We start from the raw sequence: 23,161 nt of genomic DNA, 5'->3' as shown, positions 1-23,161 counted from the left end.
AGGGCGGCATCTTCTCAAGCGTCGCGACCAAGGATTCTCATCCTGATTGACGCGCTCTTCTCATCAAGTTTGTCGCGCTACAAGCAACAGCGACTGCATCATCCGCACCGCCTCGGGGGTGAAGGACAGTCCGACCGAAGTGGCGATCAGGATCTGCCCGATCTGCCGGGTCTGTGCCGGGATGGGCAGGGGCCGGTCCAGCATGCGCACGGTCGAGGCAAAGACCATCGCCCCGATCATCCACGGCAGCGGAAACCGCAGCCAATGCGCGACAAGGCCAAACAGCAGCGCCCCGCCATAGATCAGCAGGACAACAGCCACGCGTCGGGTCAGGGACAGAAGGCTGGCGCGGTTCATCATCTCATCACCCGCGATGCACCTGGGACGAGGGCGATATCGCGTTCGCGGTATCCTGTATCCGGGGCAGGATCTGCGCCTCGACCTGTTCAAAGGTCCAAGTGTGCGCCGAAACCGAGCATTGCACGGCGGCAAAGGCGCGCCCGTCGGGGTCGCGGATCGGGCAGGCCACGCCGATTTCCGACAGGATCATCTGCCCCGAAGAGATGGCGTATCCTTTTTCAACCGCCTCGTGTATACTGTCGCGGATGGATCCGCGGTCCATCGTGGTCTGGGTGGTGAATGGCTTGAGTGGCCACGTCCGTATCGCCTCTTCGCGTTCTTCGGGCGGAAAGGTGGCGATCATCGCACGCCCGCTGGAGGTGGACAGCGCGGGCAGGCGGCGGCCGATCACGGTTGCCGCGAAATAGGTGCGCTGACAGGGCAGGCGGCTGACATAGATGATGTGATCGCCCGAAAGCTCGGCCAGGTTCACGGTTTCGCCCAGATCCTGCGACAGGTCGATCAGCTTGGGAATCGCCTGACCGACCAGTTGATCGGACCAGTAATAGGCATAGGCCAGTTGCAGCCACGCATGGGAAGGGCGGAACCGCCGCGTGACCGGGTTCTTGTCCAGCATGCCTTCGATATGCAGCGTGTTGGCCAGCCGTTGCACCGCGCTTTTGTCCAGCTCGGTGCGCTGTGCCAGTTCGGCCAGCGACAGCTCGGTATGGGTCTCGTCAAAGGCGCGCAGCAGGCGCAGCCCCTTGGCCAGCGATCCGACGTAAAGTGTATTCTGCTTCTTTTCCAAGCGTTTGCTCCGGAATTGCGAAGAAATCATGACACGGGCCTTGACGACTCCGGTGCCGACAGACTTTACTAACTATATAGCAATATCAAGTATTAAATAATGATACTTGCTGGAAGTCAAATTCTCTGCGGGAACGCTTTCCGCAAGAACAGGGAGCTGAGAATGAAACATACGGTCCTCAAATCGACCATCGCGGGCATCGCCCTTGCAGCGGCCACAGGCGCGGCATGGGCAGACAAGGCCAATGACACGCTGCGTGTCGCCTTCACCAAGGAGCTGGAGAATGTCGACAGCTACTTCAACTCGTCGCGCGAAGGCGTGGTGATGCAGCGCGCGGTCTGGGATGGCCTGATCTATCGTGATCCGGTGACCAACGAATACAAGGGCAACCTTGCGACCGAGTGGGAGTGGATCGACGACACCACCATCGAGTTCAAGCTGCGCGAAGGCGTGACCTTTCACGACGGATCGGACTTTACCGCCGATGACGTGGTGTTCACGGTCAACTACGTCGCGGACGAGGCAAATGGCGTCAAGACGCAGCGCAACGTGAACTGGATGAAGTCGGCCGAGAAGATCGACGACTACACAGTGCGCATCATGCTCAAGGAAAAGTTCCCCGCGGCGATCGAATTCCTGTCCGGCCCGGTGTCGATCTATCCCAGCGACTACTACGCCGAAGCCGGCCCCGAGGGCATGGGCCTGGAGCCCGTGGGCACCGGCCCCTACAAGGTGGTCAGCGTCGTTCCCGGCCAGCATTTCGTCCTGGAAAAGAACGAGAACTATCACGACAGCCCCAAGGGTCAGCCATCGATCGCCAAGGTCGACATCCGCACCATTCCGGATGTGAACACCCAGATGGCCGAGCTGTTCAGCGGCACGCTGGATCTGATCTGGCAAGTTCCCGCGGATCAGGCCGAGAAGCTGGCGGAGATGGGGCAGTTCACCGTGTCCAACGAATCGACCATGCGCGTCGGCTATCTGTCGATGGATGCGGCCGGGCGGTCGGGTGAAACCCCGTTCAACGACATCCGCGTGCGGCAGGCCGTGAACCACGCCATCAACCGTCAGGAACTGGTGGATGCGCTGCTTAAGGGCGAGTCGCAGGTCATCTCGACCCCCTGTTTCCCCAGCCAGTTCGGCTGTGACACGGATGCCGCCGTGTCCTATGACTACGATCCCGAAAAGGCCAAGCAACTGCTGGCCGAGGCGGGTTATCCCGATGGGTTTACGACCGATTTCTACGCCTATCGTGACCGCGAATACGCCGAGGCGATCTCAAGCTACCTGAATGCGGTCGGTATCGATACCAACTTCAAGATGCTGCAGTACTCGGCCCTGCGCGAGCTGAACATGAAGGGCGAGACGCCGATCTCGTTCCAGACATGGGGCAGCTATTCGGTCAACGACGCGTCGGCCATGGTCAGCCAGTTCTTCAAGCACGGATCGCTGGATGATGCGCGCGACGACGAGACGCTGGAGTATCTGAACCTCGCGGACAGCTCGACCGATCCCGATGTGCGCGTTGAGAACTATTCCAAGGCGATCAAGCGGATCACCGAGCAGGCCTTCTGGGCGCCGATGTTCTCGTACAACACCAACTACGTCACCACCAACGAGGTTGCCTATACCCCGACGGCGGACGAGGTTCTGCGGTTTACCACGGTAACCTGGAACTGATGTTGATCGGCGGGGGCGTCATCGGGCGCCCCCGCTTACGCCTGTTCTGACAGGCCCCACCCAGACCCAACGCCGCATGTGTCCGCACGTGCGGCGCAGATCCAAGGTGAATGCCCCGTGCTTCAATTCATACTCAAACGGCTTGGCCTTGCCGTACTGGTGGCCTTTACCGTGTCCTTCATCAGTTTCAGTCTGCTGTTCCTGTCGGGTGACCCCGCCGCGGCACTGGCCGGTGAAACCGCCAGCGGCGAGGACATCGAGGCGGTGCGCCGTCTTTACGGGTTCGACCGTCCGATGCTGGTGCAATATGCCGAATGGCTGATGTCTGCGCTGCGCGGGGATTTCGGCGAAAGCTACTATTTCCGGCTGCCGGTGTCGTCGCTGATTGCCGACCGGCTGGGCGTGACCATGACGCTGGGCGTCTGCGGGATCACCTTTGCGCTGCTGACGGCCGTGCCGCTGGGTGTGGTCGCGGCGATCCGTCCCAACTCGCTGATCGACCGGGTCGCGCTGTTCATCTCGGTGGCGGGGCAGGCGATGCCCAGCTTCTGGTTCGGCCTGATCCTGATCGTGGTTTTTGCGATCCAGCTTGGCTGGCTGCCGCCCTCGGGCACGGCGACCTGGCGGCATTTCATCATGCCAACCATCGTTCTGGGCTACTATGCCATGCCCGCCATCATGCGTCTGACGCGGGCGGGGATGCTGGACGTGCTGTCGTCCGACTATATCCGCACGGCGCGCGCCAAGGGGGCCAATGAAACCCGCGTGCTGTTCCGTCACGCCCTGCGCAACGCCATTATCCCGGTGGTCAGCCTGGCCGCGGTGCAGATGGGCTTCATGCTGGGTGGCTCGATCGTGGTCGAGTCGATCTTTGCGCTGCACGGGGCCGGCTATCTGGCGTGGGAAAGCATCGCGCGCAACGATCTGCCCACCGTGCAGGCGCTGATCCTGATATTCTCGATGTTCTACATCGTCTTCACCTTTCTGGCCGACGTGCTGAACGCCTGGCTTGACCCCCGCATGAGGAGCAGCTGAGATGGCGAATGTAGACACCCACGATCGCCTGCTGGACGAGATCACGGGCCCGACCCCCGCGATGATGCTGCGCAAGCGCGTGTTCGGGCATCAGGGCCTGCTGATCGGGCTGGTCGTTCTGATCCTGCTGACGCTGGTGGCGATCTTTGCGCCCTGGCTGGCCCCGCATGATCCCTATGCCCAAAGCCTGATGACCCGGATGGAGCCGCCGGTGTTCATGGGCGGCACATGGGATCACCCGCTGGGCACCGACCACCTGGGCCGCGATTACCTGTCACGCCTGATCTACGGCGCGCGCGTGTCGCTGATGATCGGGGCGGTGGCCGCACTGATTTCGGGCGTTATCGGCACGGCGATGGGCGTGGCCGCGGGCTATTTCGGCGGCAAGGTCGATGCGGTCGTGACCTTCATGATCAACGTGCGCCTTGCCATGCCGGTTGTGCTGGTGGCGCTGGCGGTCGTGGCGATCCTTGGCGGCTCGCTTGAGGTGGTGATCGTGGTGCTGGGCCTGCTGCTGTGGGACCGCTTTGCCGTGGTCATGCGCGCATCGACAATGCAGGTGCGGCGGCGCGAATACGTGGCGGCGGCGCAGGTCATCGGGGCCTCGACCCCGCGCATCCTGCTGTCCGAGATCATGCCCAACATCGCCAACAACCTGATCGTGGTGGTCACGCTGGAAATGGCCCATGCCATCCTGCTCGAGGCGGCGCTGTCGTTCCTGGGGCTGGGGGTGCAACCGCCGACGCCAAGCTGGGGCCTGATGGTGTCAGAAGGCAAGAACATGATGCTGTTCGAACCCTGGCTGGTGCTGATCCCGGGGGCCGTGCTGTTCGTGCTGGTGCTGGCGATCAATCTGATGGGCGACGGGCTGCGCGATGTCACCGCCCCCGAAAACCGGAGCTGACCAATGACAGAACCACTTTTGAGCGTCCGCAACCTGCGGCTGGATATTCCCGTGGGTGGCGGCATCCTGCAAGCCGTGCGCGGAATCGATTTCGACCTGAACCGGGGCGAGACGCTGTGCATCGTCGGTGAAAGCGGGTCGGGCAAGTCGCTGACCTCGCTGGCGCTGATGGGGCTGCTGGGCAAGGGCATCCAGCGCACCGCCGACCGGATGACCTTTGACCGGACCGAGCTGACCACCGCCAGCACAAGGCAGATGCGGGCACTGCGGGGCGCGCGGATGTCGATGATCTTTCAGGAGCCGATGACCTCGCTCAACCCGGCCTACACAATCGGCGATCAACTGTGCGAGGCGCTGCAACTGCACCGCGCTGTCTCGCGCAGCCAGGCGCGGGCGCGGGCGGTCGAGCTGCTGGAAAAGGTCGGGATCACCGCCGCCGAAAGCCGGCTGTCGCAGTATCCGCACCAGTTGTCGGGTGGCCTGCGCCAGCGCGTGATGATCGCCATGGCCTTGATGTGCGAGCCTGAACTGATCATCGCGGACGAGCCGACGACCGCGCTGGACGTGACGATTCAGGCGCAGATCCTGCGCCTGCTGTACGATCTGGGCCGCGAGATGAACATGGCGCTGATCCTGATCACCCATGATCTGGGCGTCGTGGCGCGGGTCGCCGACAAGGTGGCGGTGATGTATGCGGGCGAGCTGGTCGAGACCGGGCCGGTGGCCGATATCTTCAACGCGCCGTCGCACCCCTATACGCGCGGGCTGCTGCGCTGCATCCCGCAGCCGGGCAAGACCGAACGCGGCAGCAAGCTGGGCACCATCCCGGGCATCGTCCCGTCGCTGGTGGGCGAGGTCGAGGGCTGCGTGTTCCGCACCCGCTGCCCCCATGCCACGATGGAATGTCGCGGCGAGATCCCGAAACACACGGAGGGCAATCACGCTTTCCGCTGCATTTTCCCCGACGGCAAGCGCCATTCGGAAAAGGAGCTGACCGCATGAAGGACAGCGTGACTGAAAACCCGGTTCTGGAACTGTCCGGTGTGACCAAGACCTACCGGGTCAAACAGGGCCTGTTCGGCACGGCCAAACCGCTGACCGCCGTGAATGACGTGTCGTTGCAACTGGGCCGTGGCGAGGTTCTGGGTCTGGTGGGCGAATCCGGCTGCGGCAAGTCCACGCTGGCCAAGATCCTGCTGGGTCTGGAAAAGCCGACCGCCGGGCGTGTGATGGTGGATGGTCAGGACACCTCGACCCAGGGGCGTCTTGCGCTGGCACGGCGGATCCAGCCGATCTTTCAGGATCCCTATTCCTCGCTCAACCCGCGCAAGAGCATCTATGACGTCATCTCGCTGCCGCTGCGCGTGCACGGGATCGGCGACGAGGCCAGCCGCATCAGACAGGTGCGCGAGATACTGGACGTGGTGGGCCTGCCTGCGCGGGTGATGAACACCTACCCCAGCCAGATGTCGGGCGGTCAGCGTCAGCGTGTGGCGATTGCGCGTGCCCTGATCATGAAGCCCGAGGTGGTGATCTGCGACGAACCAACCTCTGCGCTGGACGTGTCGGTGCAAAGCCAGATCCTGAACCTGCTGGGCGAATTGCAAAGCGAGTTCGGCCTGACCTACCTGTTCATCAGCCACGACCTGGCGGTGGTCGAGCATCTGGCGACGCGGGTGGCCGTCATGTATCTGGGCCGGATCGTGGAGCAGAACAGCGTGGCTGGCCTGTTCGATGCGCCGCGCCACCCCTATACGCAGGCGCTGCTGAAATCGGTGCTGACGCCCGAGCCCGGCCTGGGCGTGCCCGACACCCAGCTTGGCATGGCCTATCCCAACCCGATCGCGCCGCCGCCGGGCTGCCATTTCCACCCGCGCTGCCCGCGCGCGACCGAGCTGTGCAAGACCACGGCCCCGCGCCAGATCGACATCCCGCAGGGCCATGTCGCCTGCCATCTGCACGATCCGCAAACCCCGATGTACGAGCAGGGATAACCGCATGTCACAGAACCTGTCGCACAGCATGGTGACCCGCAAGACGGTCATCGAAATCGAACATGGCGTGGTGGCGGCCCAGCACCGGCTGGCCGCCATCGCCGGGGCCGAGGTTCTGGCGGCGGGCGGCGATGCGGTGGATGCCGCCGTGGCGACCTCGTTCGTGATCGGCGTGCTGGAACCGTGGATGAGCGGGCCTGCCGGGGGCGGCGCGATGATGCTGTGGCGTGCCGAACAGGGGCAGGCGCTGGCGCTGAACCACGGGATGCGCGCGCCCGGCGGGCTGGACCCCGCAGATTATCCGCTGAGCGGTCGTGGCGCGGCGGGTGATCTGTTTCCGTGGGATCACGTGACCGACGATCGCAACGTGCAGGGCGCCACCGCCATCGCGGTCCCGGGCGTTGTCGATGGTCTGGGGCAGGCCCATGCACGGTTTGGCCGGATGCCGTGGGCCGAGCTGCTGTCGCCCGCGATCGACCATGCCAAGCGCGGCCTGCTGGTGGATTGGTTCGCGGCGCTGATCATCGCATCCTGCACCCGCGAACTGGCCAAGGACGCCGATGCCGCCGCGCTGTTTCTGGAGGACGGGCAATGGCCCACGATCAGCGGCTGGACAGCATTGGCCGACAAGCGGCTGGACCAGTCGCGCATGGCCGACAGTCTGGACCAGATCGCGCGCCATGGCGCGCGCACGCTCTATGACGGCGATCTGGGCGCGGCCATGGCGGGCGATGTGCAGGCCAAGGGCGGCAGCCTGTCGGTGGACGATCTGAACGCCTATGGCGCCGAGTTTCACGACCCGCTGAGTTTCGGTTATCGCGATGCGCGGTTCCACGTCACCCCCGGCCTGACCGCTGGCCCGACGTTCCGCGACACCTTTGCCGGGTTGAAGGATACGGGCATGGGCGACGCGCCCGGGCCAGACAGCTATGCCGCGATGGCGGATGCCCTGAAATCCGCCTATGCCCGCCGGCTTGAAGGCATGGGCGACACCGGCGAAAGCCCCGAGGCACCGGGCTGCACCACGCATTTCTCGGTCGTGGACCGGAAGGGCAACATGGTGGCGCAGACCCAGACGCTGTTGTCGATCTTCGGCTCGCGAGTCTTGTCTCCCTCGACCGGGTTCCTGATGAACAACGGGATCATGTGGTTCGACCCGGTGCAGGGGCGGCCCAACTCTCTGGGGCCGGGCAAGCGGTGCCTGATGAATGTCTGCCCGGTGATCGGCGAACAGGGCGACCGCCGCTTTGCCTTTGGGGCCTCGGGTGGGCGCAAGATCATGGGGGCGGTGGCGCAGCTGTCGTCATTCGTGACCGATTTCGGGATGGACCTGTCAGACACGTTCCACCAGCCGCGCGTCGACATTTCCGGCGACCGCCTGATCGCCGATGACAGCCTGCCCGCCGATGTGCTGGACCGTCTGCGCCAGTCGCATGACGTGGCGATGACCCGGCGCACGATCTTTCCCTATGCCTTTGCCTGCCCGGCAGGGGTGATGCGGCGCGGGGCGCTGAATTCCGGCTGCACCGAGATCATGTCGCCCTGGGGCGACGCCATTTCCGAAGACATGACAAAGGACCACTGACAGCATGAGCCGCGACACAGCGATCGACACGATCACCGCCTATTTCGACACCGGCCGCTTTCAATCCGACCTGACCGGGCTTGTGGCCTTCGAGTCCGAAAGCCAGAACCCCGATCAGGCGGCGGAATTGATGCGCTATCTGACCGAGGCGATGCAGCCGCGCCTGACCGCGATGGGCTTTGCCTGCTCGATCCACGAAAACCCCGATCCGCGCGGCGGCCCGCTGCTGATCGGCGAGCGGCACGAGGGCGACGACTTGCCAACGATCCTGACCTATGGCCATGGCGACGTGATCCGCGCCCAGACCGACCAATGGCGCGACGGGCTGCACCCGTTTCAACTGGTCGAAGAGGGCGACCGCCTGTACGGGCGCGGCACCGCCGACAACAAGGGCCAGCACCTGATCAACATAGCGGCGCTTGAGGCGGTTCTGGAAACGCGCGGCACGCTGGGGTTCAACTGTCGTATCGTCATCGAGATGAGCGAAGAGACAGGCTCGGCCGGGCTGCCAGAGTTTTTCACCCAGCATCGTGACCATCTGACCGCCGATGTGCTGATCGCCTCGGACGGGCCACGCCTGCAACCCGATGTGCCGACCATGTTCATGGGCTCGCGCGGGGGGGTGTCGTTCGACCTGACGCTCGATTTGCGCGAGGGCGCGCATCATTCCGGTAACTGGGGCGGCTTGCTGGCCGATCCGGCGGTGATCCTTGCGCAGGCGCTGGCCACGATCACCGACAAGCGGGGTCAGATCCGGATTGCGGAATGGCGCCCCGACAGCCTGACCCCCACGGTGCGCGACGCCCTGAAAGGCCTGCCCATCGACAGCACGGATGGCCCGGCGATCAACACCGACTGGGGCGAAGAGGATCTGACCCCGGTGGAACGCGCCTATGGCTGGAACAGCTTTGCCATCCTTGCGATGAAAAGCGGTGTGCCCGAGGCGCCGGTCAATGCGATTTCGGCCCATGCCCGCGCGACCTGCCAGTTGCGCTATGTCGTGGGCACCGACCCCGAGGATATCCTGCCCGCGCTGCGCCGTCATCTGGACGCCCACGGGTTTCAGGCGGTGCAGATCGAACCGCATGACCGCGGCTTTTTCCGTGCGACGCGGCTGGACCCGGATCATCCTTGGGTGTCCTTTGTGGCCGACAGCCTGACGCGCAGCGCCGGGCGTGCGCCGCATATCCTGCCCAACCTGGCCGGATCGCTGCCCAACGACAGCTTTGCCGACATCCTGGGACTGCCCACGGTCTGGGTGCCGCATTCCTATCGCGGCTGTTCGCAGCATGCGCCGAACGAGCATGTGCTGAAACCCGTGTGCCGTGATGCGCTGCGCCTGATGGCGGGGCTGTTCTGGGATCTGGGCGAGGGCAGGACCCCGGCCAAAAAACCGGGCAAGACCGCTGCGTGATCACGGGCGCGCGGGGCGGGGACGGCGCAGCGTCCCCCGCCCTGACGCTTGTTTGGCTGAAATTGCACGAAACCCTTTCGCGGTTGCCTGTTTATCGGGCATGCTGTCCGAAAAACTGGCTGTATTTGCACTTTCCGGCGTCCCTGCGGCGCTGGCCGATGGCGGGTCGTCCGTCAAGATGCTGATATGACCGGAAATAACACGGGGTCAGCGCATGAGTGAGACGCGAATATTCGACGAGATGTGGGGGGATGACGACACCCTTCGCGCCCCCTATCGCAAGTTCTGCGGCTGGTTCGATGCCGAGGATCCGGCCCGGTTGCGCGCCAAGCAGCGCGAGGCCGAAGAGCTGTTCCGCCTGACAGGCATCACCTTCAACGTCTATGGCCGGGCCGAGGCCGAGGAACGGCTGATCCCGTTCGACATCATCCCGCGCATCATCTCGGGCGCGGAATGGCTGCGCCTGTCGCGCGGAATCGAGCAGCGGGTGCGCGCCATCAACGCGTTTCTGGCCGACATCTACGGCGGGCAGGAGATCATCAAGGCGGGCCGTGTGCCGCAATCCATGATCGCCCGGAACGAGGCGTTCCTGCCCCAGATGATCGGGGTGACCCCGCCTGGCGGTGTCTATACCCATATCGTGGGCATCGATCTGGTCTGCACCGGGCCGGGCCAGTTCTATGTGCTGGAGGACAATGCGCGCACGCCCTCGGGTGTCAGCTACATGTTGGAAAACCGCGAGACGATGCTGCAGATGTTTCCCGAACTGTTCAGCCAGAACCGCGTGCAGCCGGTGCAGACCTATCCCGGCGACTTGCACCGCTCGCTTGCGGCCTGCGCGCCCCCTGCGACGACGGGCGATCCTGTGGTCGCGGTGCTGACGCCGGGCATCTACAACTCGGCCTATTTCGAACACGCCTTTCTGGCCGACCAGATGGGTGTGGAACTGGTCGAGGGCCATGACCTGCGCATCGTGGACGGGCGTGTGGCGATGCGCACGACGCGTGGATACAAACCCATCGACGTGCTGTACCGCCGGGTCGATGACGAATATCTGGACCCGCTGAACTTCAATCCAGACAGCCAGTTGGGCGTCGCGGGCATCATGGATGTCTATCGCGCGGGCGGCATCACCATCGCCAACGCGCCGGGTACGGGTATTGCCGATGACAAGGCGATCTACAGCTACATGCCCGAGATTGTCGAGTTCTACACCGGCGAACGCCCGTTGCTGGAAAACGTGCCGACCTGGCGCTGTTCGGAACCTGACGCGCTGGCTCATGTGCTGGACAACCTGCCCGATCTGGTGGTGAAAGAGGTGCACGGCTCGGGCGGCTATGGCATGCTGATCGGCCCGACTGCGACGAAAAAGGATCTGGCCGCGTTCCGCAAGAAACTGAAAGCGCGTCCCGCCAATTACATCGCGCAGCCCACGCTGGCGCTGTCGACGGTGCCGATATTCTCGCGCACGGGCATGACGCCGCGCCATGTGGACCTGCGGCCCTATGTGCTGGTCAGCCCCGAGGGCATCAACATCACCCCGGGCGGGTTGACGCGGGTGGCGTTGAAAAAGGGCAGTCTGGTGGTGAACTCGTCGCAGGGCGGGGGCACCAAGGACACCTGGGTGCTGGAGGAGTAGGGCGATGCTGGGCAAGACCGCGAACGGCCTGTTCTGGATGTATCGCTATCTGGAACGGGCGGAAAACACCGCCCGCCTGATTGAGGCGGGGCAGCGCATCGCCCTGACCCGTCTGGGCGACAGCGACCGTGAATGGCGCTCGGTTCTGGAAAGCGCCGCTGTCTGGCGCAGCTATCAGACCGTGCACGAGGACCTGAGCAAGGACACCGCCATCGATTTCCTGCTGCGCTCGCGCGACAACACCTCGTCGGTGATGTCGTGCATCGCCTCGGCGCGGCAGAACGCGCGGCTGGTGCGCACCGCCATCACCGGCGAGGTCTGGGAGGCGACGAACGCCGCCTACATGAACGCCCGTGACATTCTGGCGCGCAAGGTCAGCGAACGCGATCTGCCCGCCGCACTTGGCAGCATCCGCCAGAACGCGGCGCTGGTGCGCGGGATGACCCACGGCACCATGCTGCGCAACGAGATCTATGATTTCGCCCGCATGGGCACCTTTCTGGAGCGTGCGGACAACACGGCGCGGATTCTGGACGTGAAATACTACGTGCTGCTGCCCTCGGCGCGGGCGGTGGGCACCTCGCTGGACAACGTGCAGTGGGAAACGATCCTGCGGTCGCTGTCGGCGCGGGGCGGGTTCCGCATGGAGTACGGCAGCCGCGGCGGCCCGCGCGAGATCACCAAGTTCCTGATACTCGACAAGCGGATGCCGCGCAGTCTGGCATTCTGCGTGTCGAAGTTGCAGGATAACCTGCGCTATCTGGGGGCGGGCAACAGCACGCCCGCGCCATCGCTGCAACTGGTGGGCCAGATTGAACGCAAGTACCTGTGCCACGACGTGGATGCGATCTTTGACTATGGGCTGCACGATTTCATACAGAACATCCTGGATCAGCTTGCCGATCTTTCCCGCCAGATAGAGGTGGATTACAGGTTCAACGAATAGGGCGATGCATGCGGTTGAAAATTTATCACGAAACGCGCTATCGCTTTGAAAACCCTGTGTCCTACGGGCTGCAACAGCTGCGCAAGACGCCCAAGACGAACACCCAGCAACGGGTGCTGACGTGGCAGACGCAGGTGACCGGCGGGCGCAAGGAACTGGTGTTCGACGACTACCACAACAACGTCATCGAGCTGATCAGCTTTGATCGCGGCACCACCGACCTGCTCGTGACCAGCGCCGGCGAGGTCGAGATGACCGACAGCCACGGCATCGTGGGGCGCCATCGTGGCCCGGCGCCGCTGTGGCTGTATCAGCGCGAAACGGAACGGACCCGCGCCCGCGCAGGGGTGCGCGCCCTTGTGAAACAGGCCGGCGGCGACGGCGATCTGGACCGGCTGCACAGCCTGCTGCCGCTGATCACGCAGGCGGTGGACTATGAAACCGGGGTGTCCTGGCCCTATTGGACGGCCGAGGATGCATTGGAGGAAGGGCGCGGCGTGTGTCAGGACCACGCCCATATCTTCATCGCCTGCGCGCGCGACATGGGCTTTGCCGCGCGGTATGTCTCGGGCTATCTGCTGATGGATGACCGGATCGAACAAGAGGCGATGCACGCCTGGGCCGAGGCCCATGTCGAAGGGTTGGGTTGGGTCGGGTTCGATGTATCCAACGGCATCTCGCCCGACACACGCTACGTCAGGGTCGCGACAGGGCTGGACTATTCCGATGCGGCACCCGTATCTGGAACCAGGGTCGGCGGCGATGCCGAGTCGCTGGACGTGCGCATCGAGGTGCAGGCCCAGCAGTAACACCAGATACAGACAGGCAGGCGGCGAATGACGTATTGCGTAGGCATGATGCTGGACCGTGGACTGGTGTTCATGTCCGACACCCGCACCAATGCCGGGCTCGACAACATCTCGACCTTTCGCAAGATGACCGTGTGGGAAGACCCCGGCGAGCGCTGCATCACCCTGATGGCGGCGGGCAACCTGGCCACCACGCAGGCGGTGGTCAGTCTGCTGGACGAACGCAGCAAGACCGTGCAGGAGCGCGAGCCGTCGCTGATGGCGGTGCCGTCGATGTTTCAGGCCGCCGGCATGGTGGCCGAGACCCTGCGCGACGTGATCGCGCGCCATGCCGAAACCGGGCAGCGCGCCGACAGCACCTTCAACGCCACGCTGATCCTGGGCGGTCAGGTCAAGGGCGGTCCGCCCCGCCTGTTCCTGATCTATCCCGAGGGCAATTTCATCGAGGCCAGCGCCGACACGCCGTTCTTTCAGATCGGCGAAACCAAGTATGGCCGGCCCATCCTTGTGCGCGCCTATGACCCTGCCATGCGGTTCGAGGATGCGCTGAAACTGCTGCTGGTCAGCTTTGATTCCACGCTCAAGGCCAATCTGACGGTGGGTGCACCGTTCGATTTTCACCTCTATCAGGCCGACAGCCTGCGCGCCGGTCCGCGCGACCGGATCGAGGCGGATGATCCCTATTTCCAGCTTGTCTCGCAGGGCTGGGGCGATGCGCTGAAAGAGGCGCTGGACAGCCTGCCACCCTTTACCCTCGACAGTCAGACCTGAGCGCGATTGCCCAGCCCCGCGATGCGGGCTAAACCGTGCGCACGACGGGCAAAGGGGCAGGGACCATGCGCAAGGCATTCATCACCGGCACGGCGGGTTTCATCGGCTATCATCTGGCGCAGGTCCTGCTGGACGAGGGCTGGCAGGTCGCGGGTTTCGACGGGATGACGGATTATTACGACGTCACCCTGAAACAGCGCCGCCACGCCATGCTGCTGCAGACCCCCGGCTTCACCAGGACCGAGGCGATGCTGGAGGATGTGCAGGCACTGGATGCCGCCGTGGATGCGTTTGCGCCGGACGTGATCGTGCATCTGGCCGCCCAGGCCGGCGTGCGCTACAGCCTTGAAAACCCGCGCGCCTATATCGATGCCAATATTGTGGGCACCTTCAACGTGATGGAGGCCGCGCGGCGGCATGGCGTGGATCACCTGCTGATGGCCTCGACCAGCTCGGTCTACGGCGCCAACACCGACATGCCCTATGCCGAAACCCACAAGGCCGACAGCCAGCTGACGATCTATGCCGCCACCAAGAAGGCGACCGAGTCGATGGGCCATTCCTATGCCCATCTGTGGAACCTGCCGACGACGATGTTCCGGTTCTTCACGGTCTACGGGCCCTGGGGGCGGCCCGACATGGCGTTGTTCAAGTTCGTCGACGCGATCCTGAACGACCGTCCCATCGACATCTACAATCACGGCGAGATGTATCGCGATTTCACCTATGTCACAGATCTGGTGCGCGGCATCCGGCTGCTGATCGACGCGGTGCCCGAACGTCCCGCGACGCCCGAGGATATCCCCCAAGGCGACAGCCTGTCGCCGGTCGCGCCGTTCCGCATCGTGAACATCGGCAATTCCGACAAGGTGCGTCTGCTGGATTTCGTCGATGCCATCGAACAGGTGTTGGGCCGAGCTGCCACGCGCAACCTGATGGAGATGCAAATGGGCGATGTGCCTGCCACATGGGCCGATGCCACGTTGTTGCAAACTCTCACAGGCTATCGCCCGCAGACCGACATCCGCGACGGCATCGCGCAGTTCGTAACCTGGTACCGCGACTACTACGGCAAGTGATCCAATGGCGCGGGCCTTGCCCGCCCACCCTTGAATGCGCTCAGGCCGCGCAGGCCTTGGGGGCGTTGCCCCCAAACCCCCAGGATATTTGCAGAGAGAGGAAACAAGGAGAGAGCGAAACCCTCTCCCTGTCCCATGAGGAAAGCGATGCTTCCCCTCTCACGGTCATCGGCGTCCCCGCCTGTACCGTGGAGATAGCTGACACCAGACTGGTAAAGAAATCCTTGCTTCCTCTCTCTTTAAATATCCCGGGGGGTGTGGGGGGCAGCGCCCCCCACCTCGGGCGGCGCGCGGAACGCGCGGCGCAATCGCTCAGACACCGCCCTCTTTCACCGCCTGCATCGACACATGGGTCGAGGTCGCGCCGACATGGGGCAGGGCCGAGATCACCTCGCCCAGCACCAGACGGTAGCTTTGGATATCCGAGGTGCGCACCTTGATCAGGTAGTCAAAACTGCCCGCGATCATGTGGCATTCCTCGATCTCGGGCACTTTCAGCACTGCGGCGTTGAAGGCCGTCAGCGCCTTCTCCGTCGTGTCGGTCAGCTTGACCTCGGCAAAGGCCACATGTTCCAGCCCCAGTTTCGCGGGGTTCAGAACGGCGCGGAACCCCTGTATGTAGCCCTGATCCTGCAACCGCTTGACCCGTACCTGGGCGGGGCTCTTCGACAGGCCCACCTGCCGCGCCAGATCGGCGATGGAGATCCGACCGTCGCCGGCAAGCACCCGCAGGATATTGCGGTCTATACGGTCCAGATGATCGGTGTCTGTGCGGATGCGCATCATTCGTCCTTTTCGTGGAGAGTTATTGCAGCCTAAACGCTTGGATTGCGGTAATCAACAGGACAACCGCCTGCGGATTCTCGGGTAGTATCTGCCAAATCTTCGCTCTGCCCGAAAGGAGCCGCCCCATGTCCGCACTCGACATCCTGCGCCAGACCATCCGCGCCACGCATCACCGCCCCGAACCGCAGGTTCTGGCCGGTCTGCAAGCCGCCCATCCGGTCGATCCCGGCACCAGGGCCGCGGCCCATGCCCGCGCCATCCGGCTGGTGCAGGGCATTCGCGGGGCGGGCCGGCCCGGCCTGATGGAGGTGTTCCTGTCGGAATATGGCCTGTCCACCAAGGAAGGTGTGGCCCTGATGTGTCTGGCCGAGGCGCTGTTGCGCGTGCCCGACCGCGAGACCATCGACGACTTGATCGAGGACAAGATCGCCCCGTCGGAATGGGGCGCGCATCTGGGGCGCTCGTCCTCCAGCCTTGTCAACGCCTCGACCTGGGCGCTGATGCTGACCGGCAAGGTGCTGAAAGAGGATGAGCAGCCCGGTATCGCCGCCACCCTGCATGGCGCGGTCAAGCGGCTGGGGGAACCGGTGATCCGGTCCGCCGTGGCCCGCGCGATGAAGGAACTGGGCCATCAGTTCGTGCTGGGCCGCGACATTGCCGAGGCGGTCAAGCGCGGTGGCGAGCGCGCGCGGCAGGGCTACAGCTTTTCCTATGACATGCTGGGCGAGGCGGCGCTGACCGCGCGCGATGCCGACAAGTATCGCGCGGCCTATGCCGATGCGATCAAGCGGCTGGCGGCCGAGTGCACATCTGGTGACATCCGCGACAATCCCGGCATCTCGATCAAGCTGTCGGCGCTGCATCCGCGTTATGAAGAGGGGCAGAGCGACCGCGTGATGCGCGAGCTGGTTACTACCACGCTGGATCTGGCGCTGATGGCGCGCAAGGCGGGCATGGGCCTGAACATCGACGCGGAAGAGGCCGACCGGCTGGACCTGTCGCTGGACGTGATCGAGGCGGTGCTGCGCGATCCGCGTCTGCGCGGCTGGCACGGTTTCGGCGTGGTGGTGCAGGCCTATGGCAAGCGCGCCGCCCCGGTGCTGGACTGGCTGAACGCGCTGGCGAGCGAACTTGACCGCAAGATCATGGTGCGGCTGGTGAAAGGCGCCTATTGGGACACCGAGATCAAGCGCGCGCAGGTGGAGGGGCTGCCGGGTTTCCCGGTGTTCACCGCCAAGCCCGCCACCGACGTGTCCTACCTGTGCTGTGCGCGCAAGCTGCTGGGCATGACGGGTCGCATCTATCCGCAATTTGCCACCCATAACGCGCATACCGTTGCCGCCATCCTGGAAATGGCCGGCGACCGGGATGCATTCGAATTCCAGCGCCTGCATGGCATGGGCGAGGCGCTGCATGATCTGGTGCTGCGCGAGTCCGGCACGCGGTGCCGTATCTATGCGCCGGTGGGCGCGCATCGCGATCTGCTGGCCTATCTGGTGCGGCGGCTGCTGGAGAACGGGGCAAATTCAAGCTTCGTCAATCAGATCGTCGACGCCGATGTGCCGCCCGCGCAGGTGGCCGCTGATCCGTTCGAGGCGCTGGCGCAGGTCACGCGCAGCGCCGCGGTGCGCGACCCGGCCGACCTGTTCCGGCCCGAGCGGGCCAACTCGATGGGGTTCGATCTGCATGACCGCGACGATCTGGCAAGGGTCGAGGCCGCGCGCATGCCGTTCCGCGCAACGCAGTGGCAGGCCGCGCCGGTGATCGCGGGTGATGCGGCGGGGGACGAGGTCGAGACCATCCGCAACCCGGCCAATCCAGTTGATGTGGTGGGGCAGGTGACGCTTGCGTCCGAGGCCGATGTGCAGACCGCGCTGGCTGCCGCCACGCCGTGGGACGCAGATGCCGACAGCCGCGCGCAGGTTCTGAACCGCGTTGCGGATCTGTATGAGGAGAACTTTGGCGAGATCTTTGCCGTGGTGGCGCGCGAAGCGGGCAAGACGCCCGCGGATGCGCTGGCCGAGCTGCGCGAGGCGGTGGATTTCCTGCGCTACTACGCGGCGCGCGGGCAGGAGGTGCAGAACGGGCCGCGCGGGGTGTTCACCTGCATCAGCCCGTGGAACTTTCCGCTGGCCATCTTTACCGGCCAGATCGCGGCGGCGCTGGCGGCGGGCAACGCGGTGCTGGCCAAGCCGGCCGAGGCGACCATGCTGACCGCCCATGTTGCGGTGGGCCTGATGCATCGCGCGGGCGTGCCGGCCTCGGCGTTGCAGCTGTTGCCCGGTCTCGGGTCCACTGTGGGTGCGGCGCTGACTGGTGATGCGCGTGTGAACGGCGTGTGCTTTACCGGATCGACCGCCACGGCGCAGCGGATCAACGCGGTGATGGCCGAGCATGTCGCGCCGCACGCGCCGCTTATCGCGGAAACCGGCGGGTTGAACGCGATGATCGTGGACAGCACCGCGCTGCCCGAACAGGCGGTGCGCGACATCATCGCATCGGCCTTCCAGTCGGCGGGCCAGCGCTGTTCGGCGCTGCGGTGCCTGTACCTGCAAGAGGATGTGGCCAAGCCGTTCCTCGACATGCTGTTCGGCGCGATGGATGAGTTGCGGCTGGGCGATCCTTGGCAGCACGACACCGATGTGGGCCCGGTGATCGACGCCCGCGCGCAGGCCGATTTCGCCGCCTATATCGACGCGGCCAAGGCCGAGGGGCGGCTGATGAAACGCATCGACGCGCCAGCACGGGGCCATTTCATCGGTCCAGCGGCGGTTCGGGTCAAGGGGATCGCCGATCTGGAGCGTGAAATCTTCGGCCCGGTGCTGCATATCGCCACCTTCAAGGCGCATCAGATCGACGCCGTGGTGGATGCGATCAACGCCAGCGGATACGGTCTGACATTCGGGCTGCACACCCGGATCGATGGCCGGGTCGAACAGATCACCAGCCGGATCACCGTGGGCAACGCCTATGTCAATCGCAACCAGATCGGGGCCATCGTCGGCAGCCAGCCCTTTGGCGGCGAGGGGATGTCGGGCACCGGGCCAAAGGCGGGCGGGCCGAACTATGTGCGGCGTTTCGCATCCGAGGATCTGCCGGGGCACGCGTTTGCCGCCGGTGGCACGGTCGATCCTGCCCAGGTGCAGAAACGCCTGGACGCTCTGGCGCGGCTGGACCTGCCGCGCATGACGGTGACCGATCTGCCGGGGCCGACGGGGGAATCCAACCGCCTGTCCACCTATGGGCGCGGCACGGTGCTGTGCCTTGGTCCCACCGCCGCGGACGCCGCCGAGCAGTTGCGCATCGCGCGCGATGCGGGCTGTCAGGCGCTGGCGATCGCACCCGGCGTGCCGCCTGCACAGGGCTTTGACGGCGTGTTGCCGCGCGAGGCGTTGGCCAGCTTGCAGGGGTTTGCCCTTGTGGCGCTGTGGTCGGGGGACGATGACCTGCGCGCCGCGCGCCGGGCGCTGGCGGCGCGGGATGGCGCGCTGATCGGGTTGGCGGCGGGGCGCGATCTGGCGGCGCGTTGCGTGTTGGAGCGTCACATCTGCATCGACACCACTGCGGCAGGCGGCAATGCCGCCCTGCTGGCCGCGCAGGATGACGAGGCGGAACAACGCGCCGCGTCGTGATGCTGACCCTAGCCTTGCAAAGGTACGTCCGGCCACCGGAGGAGAACGCCACAGTCAGGGTGGGCACGCTTGCCCACCCCGGTTTCTCAGGCCGCCTGATATTGCGGGGTCGATGCAAGGCAGCGCCGGTAATGCGCCGCATCGGGATAGCTGAACTGCTCGGCCAGCGGATTTGCGCGTTTCGTCTTGCGCGCGCCCATGTCCCCCAACAATTCATCGAAATGCCGGAAATGGAACGGCGCCGAGCATAGCCCGCCATAGACCTGCGCCGCCGGGCGATCCTTGCGCCGCCAGTCCAGCATCATCTGGATGTTCTGGCGCATCTCGTCCTCGGAGGGTTGGCGCGCCAGCTTGTCATCGGCATAGCGCACCAGCCAGTTGGCGATCATTTCCGCCGACAGCACCGTGCAGAAGCTGGAGTTGAAGCCGACGAACCCCATGTCGGGCAGATCCGGATTCACCGCCAGCCGATAGGTCTTGTACTGCCCGTCGGGCTCGATCAGTTTCCGGCGGTACTCTTCGGGCAGGACCGGCACGCCCAGCTTCCAGCCCACGGCCAGAACCGACACGTCGCAGCCCACGCGCTGCCCGTTCGACAGCACGATCTCGTCGCCCTCGTATCGGTCGAACGTGCCGCGCACCGGCACGATCGAGCCGTCGCGGAAGCCTTCGAACAGGCCCGGCGTAACGATGGGCAATGAGCACGAGGCGACCTTTTCGATCGGCTGGTCGGGCACCATGTCCCATTTCCTGAGCCCCAGTTGCAGTTTCAGCAGGGTTTCCAGCCCGCGGAAATTGGCCCAGATCAGCGGTTTTGTCACCGCCCCCAGCACCCGGGCCAATGGCGAGGGCGCCCAGCCGTTGAACTGCACCTCCTGCGCGCGCATGTAGAGCAGCCGCTTGAAGTTGATGCCGCCCACGAAATAGGGCAGCCGCCAGACGTTCTCGCGGTACACCAGCGTGACCTGTTTCGCGCCGTTCTGTGCCGCGTTCACCGCGATGTCCGTGGCCGATTTCGACCCGCCCAGAACCACCACGCGCTTGCCCTTGGCCAGCGACGGATCGGTGTAATCCGAGCTGTGCATGACCTGCCCGCCCTGCGCGATGAAATCGTCCTGCCCGGGATGGCTGATCACGTTCTTGTCCGAGAACTGCCCGGTGCAGATGGCCACGAAATCGAAATCCTCGGTCCGGGTCTGGCCCGCCTCGTCGATGGTCAGCCGCCAGCCGGGGTGGCCATCGGGCCTGCGATCCATTGCGACGACCCCAGTGTTGAGGCGAAACAGCCGCCCCAGCTTGTGCTTGTCCGCGTAGGAATGCAGATAGGCATGCACCTGCGGACCTTTCGGCCATTCGGGATAGTCATCCGGCATCGGGTGATCGGTAAAGCAGTACAGATCCTTGGGCGATTGCGTCTGCACACCCGGGTAAGAGCGTGATAGCTCCCACACGCCGCCGAAATCGTGGCTGCGTTCAAACCCCGTCACCCGGTGACCCTGCTTGTCAAAGGCGCGTGCTGCGGCCAGCCCGCTGACCCCGCCGCCGATGACGGCGACCGTCTTGCGTTTCACCATTGTCCTGCCCTCCTTAGGCCGCGTCGGGGGGTGGCAGAAAATCGACCTCGTGCAGCGCCGAGATGCGTGTCAGCTCTTCGGGGTCGGTGATGCCGTCCAGCTTCGAGAACAGATCGAACAGCTTGCGCGCCGGGGCCACGCCGAACACGCAGGTCGCCACCGCGCCCGAGCGGTTGAAGATGCCATGCGCGATCCCGCGCGGCATGCGGATCGTGTCGCCCGGCCCGGCCTTGTGCACATCCGCGCCGAACTCGATCTCCAGCGCACCCTCCAGCACGTAGATCCATTCGTCCTGCGTGGGGTGGATATGGGGCGGCACGAAGGTGCCATCGGGGATGACCGCGTGCCAGATGAACACGGAATCGGAGTGCAGTTTCGGGGTGTAGGTGTGGCCCACCACGTTCCAGGCCTTGCCTTCATAGGCGTCGGCGGCGGGGGTGATCCCTTGGGTATAGTCCATGTGCGTCTCCCTGTTCTTGGTTTTGTGACATCAGCGTAACAGCGGTTTTTACGCGCCGATTATCCAGAATACGCAGGAATTGCGCCCTCAAGCCGTGCCTGGGCAGGGTATGCTTGATTTGTGGCGGCAAGGGCGTAGCCTTTCGGGATGTTCGGCATCGCGCACACCGGGGCCGCCCCGCTGGCCCGTCACAACCTGTTCCAGACCGAGGATCTGGACCGGGCCCGCGCCATCGTTGCCCGCCAGTTCTGCGATCACAGGCTGGAGCGCGCCAGCCGCGATGCGCCCTTTGCCGCCCTGCACAACCGGGCCGCGGGGCAGGCGCTGTCGCTGAACTACCTGCGTTACGGCGCGGATGTGCGCATCGATCCGGGCGAGCTGCGCGGGTTCTACCTGATCCAGATTCCAATCGCGGGCGGGGCCGAGGTGGCCAATGGCGGCGATCCGGTCGCGGTCGGGCGCGGCGCGGGCACGATCCTGAACCCCACGCGGCCCACCCGCATGCGCTGGGGCGCCGATTGCGAAAAGCTGCTGATCCAGATCGAGCGCCGGGCGCTGAACGCGCTGGCCGCCGATTGGGCGGGGCATGACCTGCCCGCATCGGTGCTGTTCCGCACCCATATGGATTTCACCACCGCGCCTGGGCGCGACTGGCTGCGCAAGGCGATGGCCTGCTTTCGCGCGGCCGAGGGCGGGCAGGTGTTCGGCACGGAGCACACCCCCGCGCAGGCGCTGATCGAGGAAGAGCTGATGCTGTCGCTGCTGCGGTTTCAGGACAACAGCGCGCGGCATTTCCTGGACCGCGCGTCAACCGGCCCGGTGCCCGCCCATGTGCGTCGCGCCCGCGAGATCATCCACGCCCGGCTGGCCGATGAGTTCACCATGCAGGATCTGGCGGCACAGGCGGGCACCAGCCTGCGCAGCCTTCAGGCCGGGTTTGCGCAAAGCTATGGCATGGGACCGCTGCACTACCTGCGGGCCGAGCGGCTGAAGCTGGCGCGCTTTCGCCTGCTGTCGGACGGGCCGGGGGCGCGGGTGGGTGACATAGCCACAGCCCTTGGCTTTGCCCATCTGGGGCGGTTCTCCTCGGCCTATCGCGCGGCCTTCGGCGAAACCCCGCGCGAGACACTGGCGCGGCGGGGGATCTAGGAATTGCCACCTGATATCTGGTGGAGGTGCAGAGCCAGCAACCCAAAGCGAATCCTTCAAATGACTGCAAGGCGCCCTTTGCTGCCGTTGACTCTTGTCCTCGATGCAGCAGCGCGACCCGCTTCAGCCACGGCTTGCTGCAGTCGCAGAGTCCAGCGGCACTTGACCTCACACTACCGAGGAGTTACGGACATTCGCCGCACCAACGGAGTAGATTTTACTTCACCATTTTGAAGTCGATCGGCAAAATCACGCGAGAACGTGAAGGAAATCAGTTACCGATATGTGCTGGTACTTCCCGCGGTGCCTCGACTTCTTGCGGCAGAGGCGGCCTCTATTGCCTTGGAATGTAAAGCTGTTATTCTGACGAAGAAGATTATTTGGGTGGACCGCGATGCAGGTGACGAGCTACGGACTTTTCTGGAGAGCTGAAGAAATCGAGTGGTTCCCTGGTAAAGGCAATCGAAACGAGTTTCGATTACTCGGCAGGATTGGGAAGAACCTTCCTGGCTATTTCGCGGTTTGTGTGGGTGGTTTGGTTTCCGGTCATTTGCTTG

19 protein-coding genes are annotated in these 23,161 nt (G+C 64.6%); 14 read left to right on the top strand and 5 right to left on the bottom strand.

Annotated features, from left to right (window positions below; all coding sequences use genetic code 11):
• Window positions 1-63: 63 nt before the first annotated feature.
• Together ACFTOW_RS06845 and ACFTOW_RS06840 are read right to left on the bottom strand one after the other, a co-directional pair.
• Window positions 64-357, bottom strand: a complete 294-nt coding sequence (locus ACFTOW_RS06845; protein WP_379914317.1) for an AbrB family transcriptional regulator — start codon at window positions 355-357, stop codon at window positions 64-66.
• A gap of 7 nt (window positions 358-364) precedes the next feature.
• Complete coding sequence (locus tag ACFTOW_RS06840; protein ID WP_379914316.1) at window positions 365-1,147, bottom strand: IclR family transcriptional regulator; 783 nt, start codon at window positions 1,145-1,147, stop codon at window positions 365-367.
• A 162-nt stretch (window positions 1,148-1,309) separates the two neighbouring features.
• Here ACFTOW_RS06840 and ACFTOW_RS06835 point away from each other — a divergent pair, with 162 nt between their 5' ends.
• From ACFTOW_RS06835 to ACFTOW_RS06780, 12 genes are all read left to right on the top strand, one after another.
• Window positions 1,310-2,827 (top strand): ABC transporter substrate-binding protein, encoded by a 1,518-nt coding sequence (locus ACFTOW_RS06835; RefSeq protein ID WP_379914315.1) that lies wholly within the window; start codon window positions 1,310-1,312, stop codon window positions 2,825-2,827.
• A 117-nt stretch (window positions 2,828-2,944) separates the two neighbouring features.
• Window positions 2,945-3,862 carry an ABC transporter permease gene (locus tag ACFTOW_RS06830; protein ID WP_379914314.1) on the top strand — a complete coding sequence of 306 codons (918 nt, stop codon included), beginning with the start codon at window positions 2,945-2,947 and terminating at the stop codon, window positions 3,860-3,862.
• A 1-nt stretch (window position 3,863) separates the two neighbouring features.
• A complete protein-coding gene (locus tag ACFTOW_RS06825; RefSeq protein WP_379914313.1) occupies window positions 3,864-4,766 on the top strand; it encodes an ABC transporter permease in 903 nt (300 codons plus the stop codon).
• 3 nt (window positions 4,767-4,769) lie between these two features.
• A complete protein-coding gene (locus tag ACFTOW_RS06820; RefSeq protein ID WP_379914312.1) occupies window positions 4,770-5,768 on the top strand; it encodes an ABC transporter ATP-binding protein in 999 nt (332 codons plus the stop codon).
• Window positions 5,765-6,760: an ABC transporter ATP-binding protein gene (locus tag ACFTOW_RS06815; protein ID WP_379914311.1), complete on the top strand. Its 996-nt coding sequence runs from the start codon at window positions 5,765-5,767 to the stop codon at window positions 6,758-6,760. The genes ACFTOW_RS06820 and ACFTOW_RS06815 overlap by 4 nt, the downstream gene beginning before the upstream one ends.
• 4 nt (window positions 6,761-6,764) lie before the next feature.
• Entirely contained in the window at window positions 6,765-8,345 is a 1,581-nt protein-coding gene (locus ACFTOW_RS06810) for a gamma-glutamyltransferase (protein ID WP_379914310.1), read from the top strand.
• A 4-nt stretch (window positions 8,346-8,349) separates the two neighbouring features.
• Window positions 8,350-9,759, top strand: a complete 1,410-nt coding sequence (locus tag ACFTOW_RS06805; RefSeq protein WP_379914309.1) for a M20 family metallopeptidase — start codon at window positions 8,350-8,352, stop codon at window positions 9,757-9,759.
• Between the two features lie 214 nt (window positions 9,760-9,973).
• Window positions 9,974-11,398, top strand: a complete 1,425-nt coding sequence (locus tag ACFTOW_RS06800) for a circularly permuted type 2 ATP-grasp protein (RefSeq protein WP_379914308.1) — start codon at window positions 9,974-9,976, stop codon at window positions 11,396-11,398.
• Between the two features lie 4 nt (window positions 11,399-11,402).
• On the top strand, window positions 11,403-12,344 hold the full coding sequence (locus ACFTOW_RS06795; RefSeq protein ID WP_379914307.1) for an alpha-E domain-containing protein: 942 nt from the start codon (window positions 11,403-11,405) through the stop codon (window positions 12,342-12,344).
• Window positions 12,345-12,352: 8 nt separating this feature from the next.
• Window positions 12,353-13,153 (top strand): transglutaminase family protein, encoded by an 801-nt coding sequence (locus tag ACFTOW_RS06790; protein ID WP_379914306.1) that lies wholly within the window; start codon window positions 12,353-12,355, stop codon window positions 13,151-13,153.
• A gap of 45 nt (window positions 13,154-13,198) precedes the next feature.
• Entirely contained in the window at window positions 13,199-13,924 is a 726-nt protein-coding gene (locus ACFTOW_RS06785; protein ID WP_379914318.1) for a proteasome-type protease, read from the top strand.
• 65 nt (window positions 13,925-13,989) lie between these two features.
• On the top strand, window positions 13,990-15,003 hold the full coding sequence (locus ACFTOW_RS06780; protein WP_379914305.1) for an NAD-dependent epimerase/dehydratase family protein: 1,014 nt from the start codon (window positions 13,990-13,992) through the stop codon (window positions 15,001-15,003).
• Window positions 15,004-15,315: 312 nt separating this feature from the next.
• Here ACFTOW_RS06780 and ACFTOW_RS06775 read toward each other — a convergent pair whose 3' ends face one another.
• Entirely contained in the window at window positions 15,316-15,786 is a 471-nt protein-coding gene (locus ACFTOW_RS06775) for an Lrp/AsnC family transcriptional regulator (protein WP_379914304.1), read from the bottom strand.
• Between the two features lie 128 nt (window positions 15,787-15,914).
• On the opposite strand from ACFTOW_RS06775, the gene putA reads away from it, so the two are divergent.
• A complete protein-coding gene (gene putA / locus ACFTOW_RS06770; RefSeq protein WP_379914303.1) occupies window positions 15,915-19,421 on the top strand; it encodes a bifunctional proline dehydrogenase/L-glutamate gamma-semialdehyde dehydrogenase PutA in 3,507 nt (1,168 codons plus the stop codon).
• Window positions 19,422-19,507: 86 nt separating this feature from the next.
• Here the strand turns inward: putA and ACFTOW_RS06765 are convergent, their stop codons facing one another.
• The gene (locus ACFTOW_RS06765; protein WP_379914302.1) at window positions 19,508-20,995 is read right to left on the bottom strand and encodes a flavin-containing monooxygenase; all 1,488 of its coding nucleotides are present in this window, start codon (window positions 20,993-20,995) and stop codon (window positions 19,508-19,510) included.
• A 13-nt stretch (window positions 20,996-21,008) separates the two neighbouring features.
• Window positions 21,009-21,455, bottom strand: coding sequence for a cupin domain-containing protein (locus ACFTOW_RS06760; protein WP_379914301.1), 447 nt, complete (start codon window positions 21,453-21,455; stop codon window positions 21,009-21,011).
• 147 nt (window positions 21,456-21,602) lie between these two features.
• Here ACFTOW_RS06760 and ACFTOW_RS06755 point away from each other — a divergent pair, with 147 nt between their 5' ends.
• Window positions 21,603-22,604, top strand: a complete 1,002-nt coding sequence (locus tag ACFTOW_RS06755) for an AraC family transcriptional regulator (protein ID WP_379914300.1) — start codon at window positions 21,603-21,605, stop codon at window positions 22,602-22,604.
• Window positions 22,605-23,161: the final 557 nt, after the last annotated feature.

This window comes from Lacimonas salitolerans (assembly GCF_042677865.1).
In the GTDB taxonomy this organism is placed as follows: Bacteria; Pseudomonadota; Alphaproteobacteria; order Rhodobacterales; family Rhodobacteraceae; genus Lutimaribacter; species Lutimaribacter salitolerans.
Note: the sequence above shows the minus strand (reverse complement) of the source record. Positions and strands in the feature narration are given on the sequence as shown.

Bases quoted from the DNA above. Each gene is read 5' to 3' on its own strand.
- ACFTOW_RS06810 (WP_379914310.1), top strand. From the start codon at position 6,765: ATGTCACAGAACCTGTCGCACAGCATGGTGACCCGCAAGACGGTCATC.
- ACFTOW_RS06780 (WP_379914305.1), top strand. From the start codon at position 13,990: ATGCGCAAGGCATTCATCACCGGCACGGCGGGTTTCATCGGCTATCAT.
- ACFTOW_RS06835 (WP_379914315.1), top strand. From the start codon at position 1,310: ATGAAACATACGGTCCTCAAATCGACCATCGCGGGCATCGCCCTTGCA.
- ACFTOW_RS06775 (WP_379914304.1), bottom strand. From the start codon at position 15,786: ATGCGCATCCGCACAGACACCGATCATCTGGACCGTATAGACCGCAAT.
- ACFTOW_RS06800 (WP_379914308.1), top strand. From the start codon at position 9,974: ATGAGTGAGACGCGAATATTCGACGAGATGTGGGGGGATGACGACACC.
- ACFTOW_RS06755 (WP_379914300.1), top strand. From the start codon at position 21,603: ATGTTCGGCATCGCGCACACCGGGGCCGCCCCGCTGGCCCGTCACAAC.
- ACFTOW_RS06785 (WP_379914318.1), top strand. From the start codon at position 13,199: ATGATGCTGGACCGTGGACTGGTGTTCATGTCCGACACCCGCACCAAT.
- ACFTOW_RS06815 (WP_379914311.1), top strand. From the start codon at position 5,765: ATGAAGGACAGCGTGACTGAAAACCCGGTTCTGGAACTGTCCGGTGTG.
- ACFTOW_RS06845 (WP_379914317.1), bottom strand. From the start codon at position 357: ATGAACCGCGCCAGCCTTCTGTCCCTGACCCGACGCGTGGCTGTTGTC.
- ACFTOW_RS06805 (WP_379914309.1), top strand. From the start codon at position 8,350: ATGAGCCGCGACACAGCGATCGACACGATCACCGCCTATTTCGACACC.
- ACFTOW_RS06765 (WP_379914302.1), bottom strand. From the start codon at position 20,995: ATGGTGAAACGCAAGACGGTCGCCGTCATCGGCGGCGGGGTCAGCGGG.
- ACFTOW_RS06790 (WP_379914306.1), top strand. From the start codon at position 12,353: ATGCGGTTGAAAATTTATCACGAAACGCGCTATCGCTTTGAAAACCCT.
- ACFTOW_RS06760 (WP_379914301.1), bottom strand. From the start codon at position 21,455: ATGGACTATACCCAAGGGATCACCCCCGCCGCCGACGCCTATGAAGGC.
- ACFTOW_RS06820 (WP_379914312.1), top strand. From the start codon at position 4,770: ATGACAGAACCACTTTTGAGCGTCCGCAACCTGCGGCTGGATATTCCC.
- ACFTOW_RS06795 (WP_379914307.1), top strand. From the start codon at position 11,403: ATGCTGGGCAAGACCGCGAACGGCCTGTTCTGGATGTATCGCTATCTG.
- putA (WP_379914303.1), top strand. From the start codon at position 15,915: ATGTCCGCACTCGACATCCTGCGCCAGACCATCCGCGCCACGCATCAC.
- ACFTOW_RS06825 (WP_379914313.1), top strand. From the start codon at position 3,864: ATGGCGAATGTAGACACCCACGATCGCCTGCTGGACGAGATCACGGGC.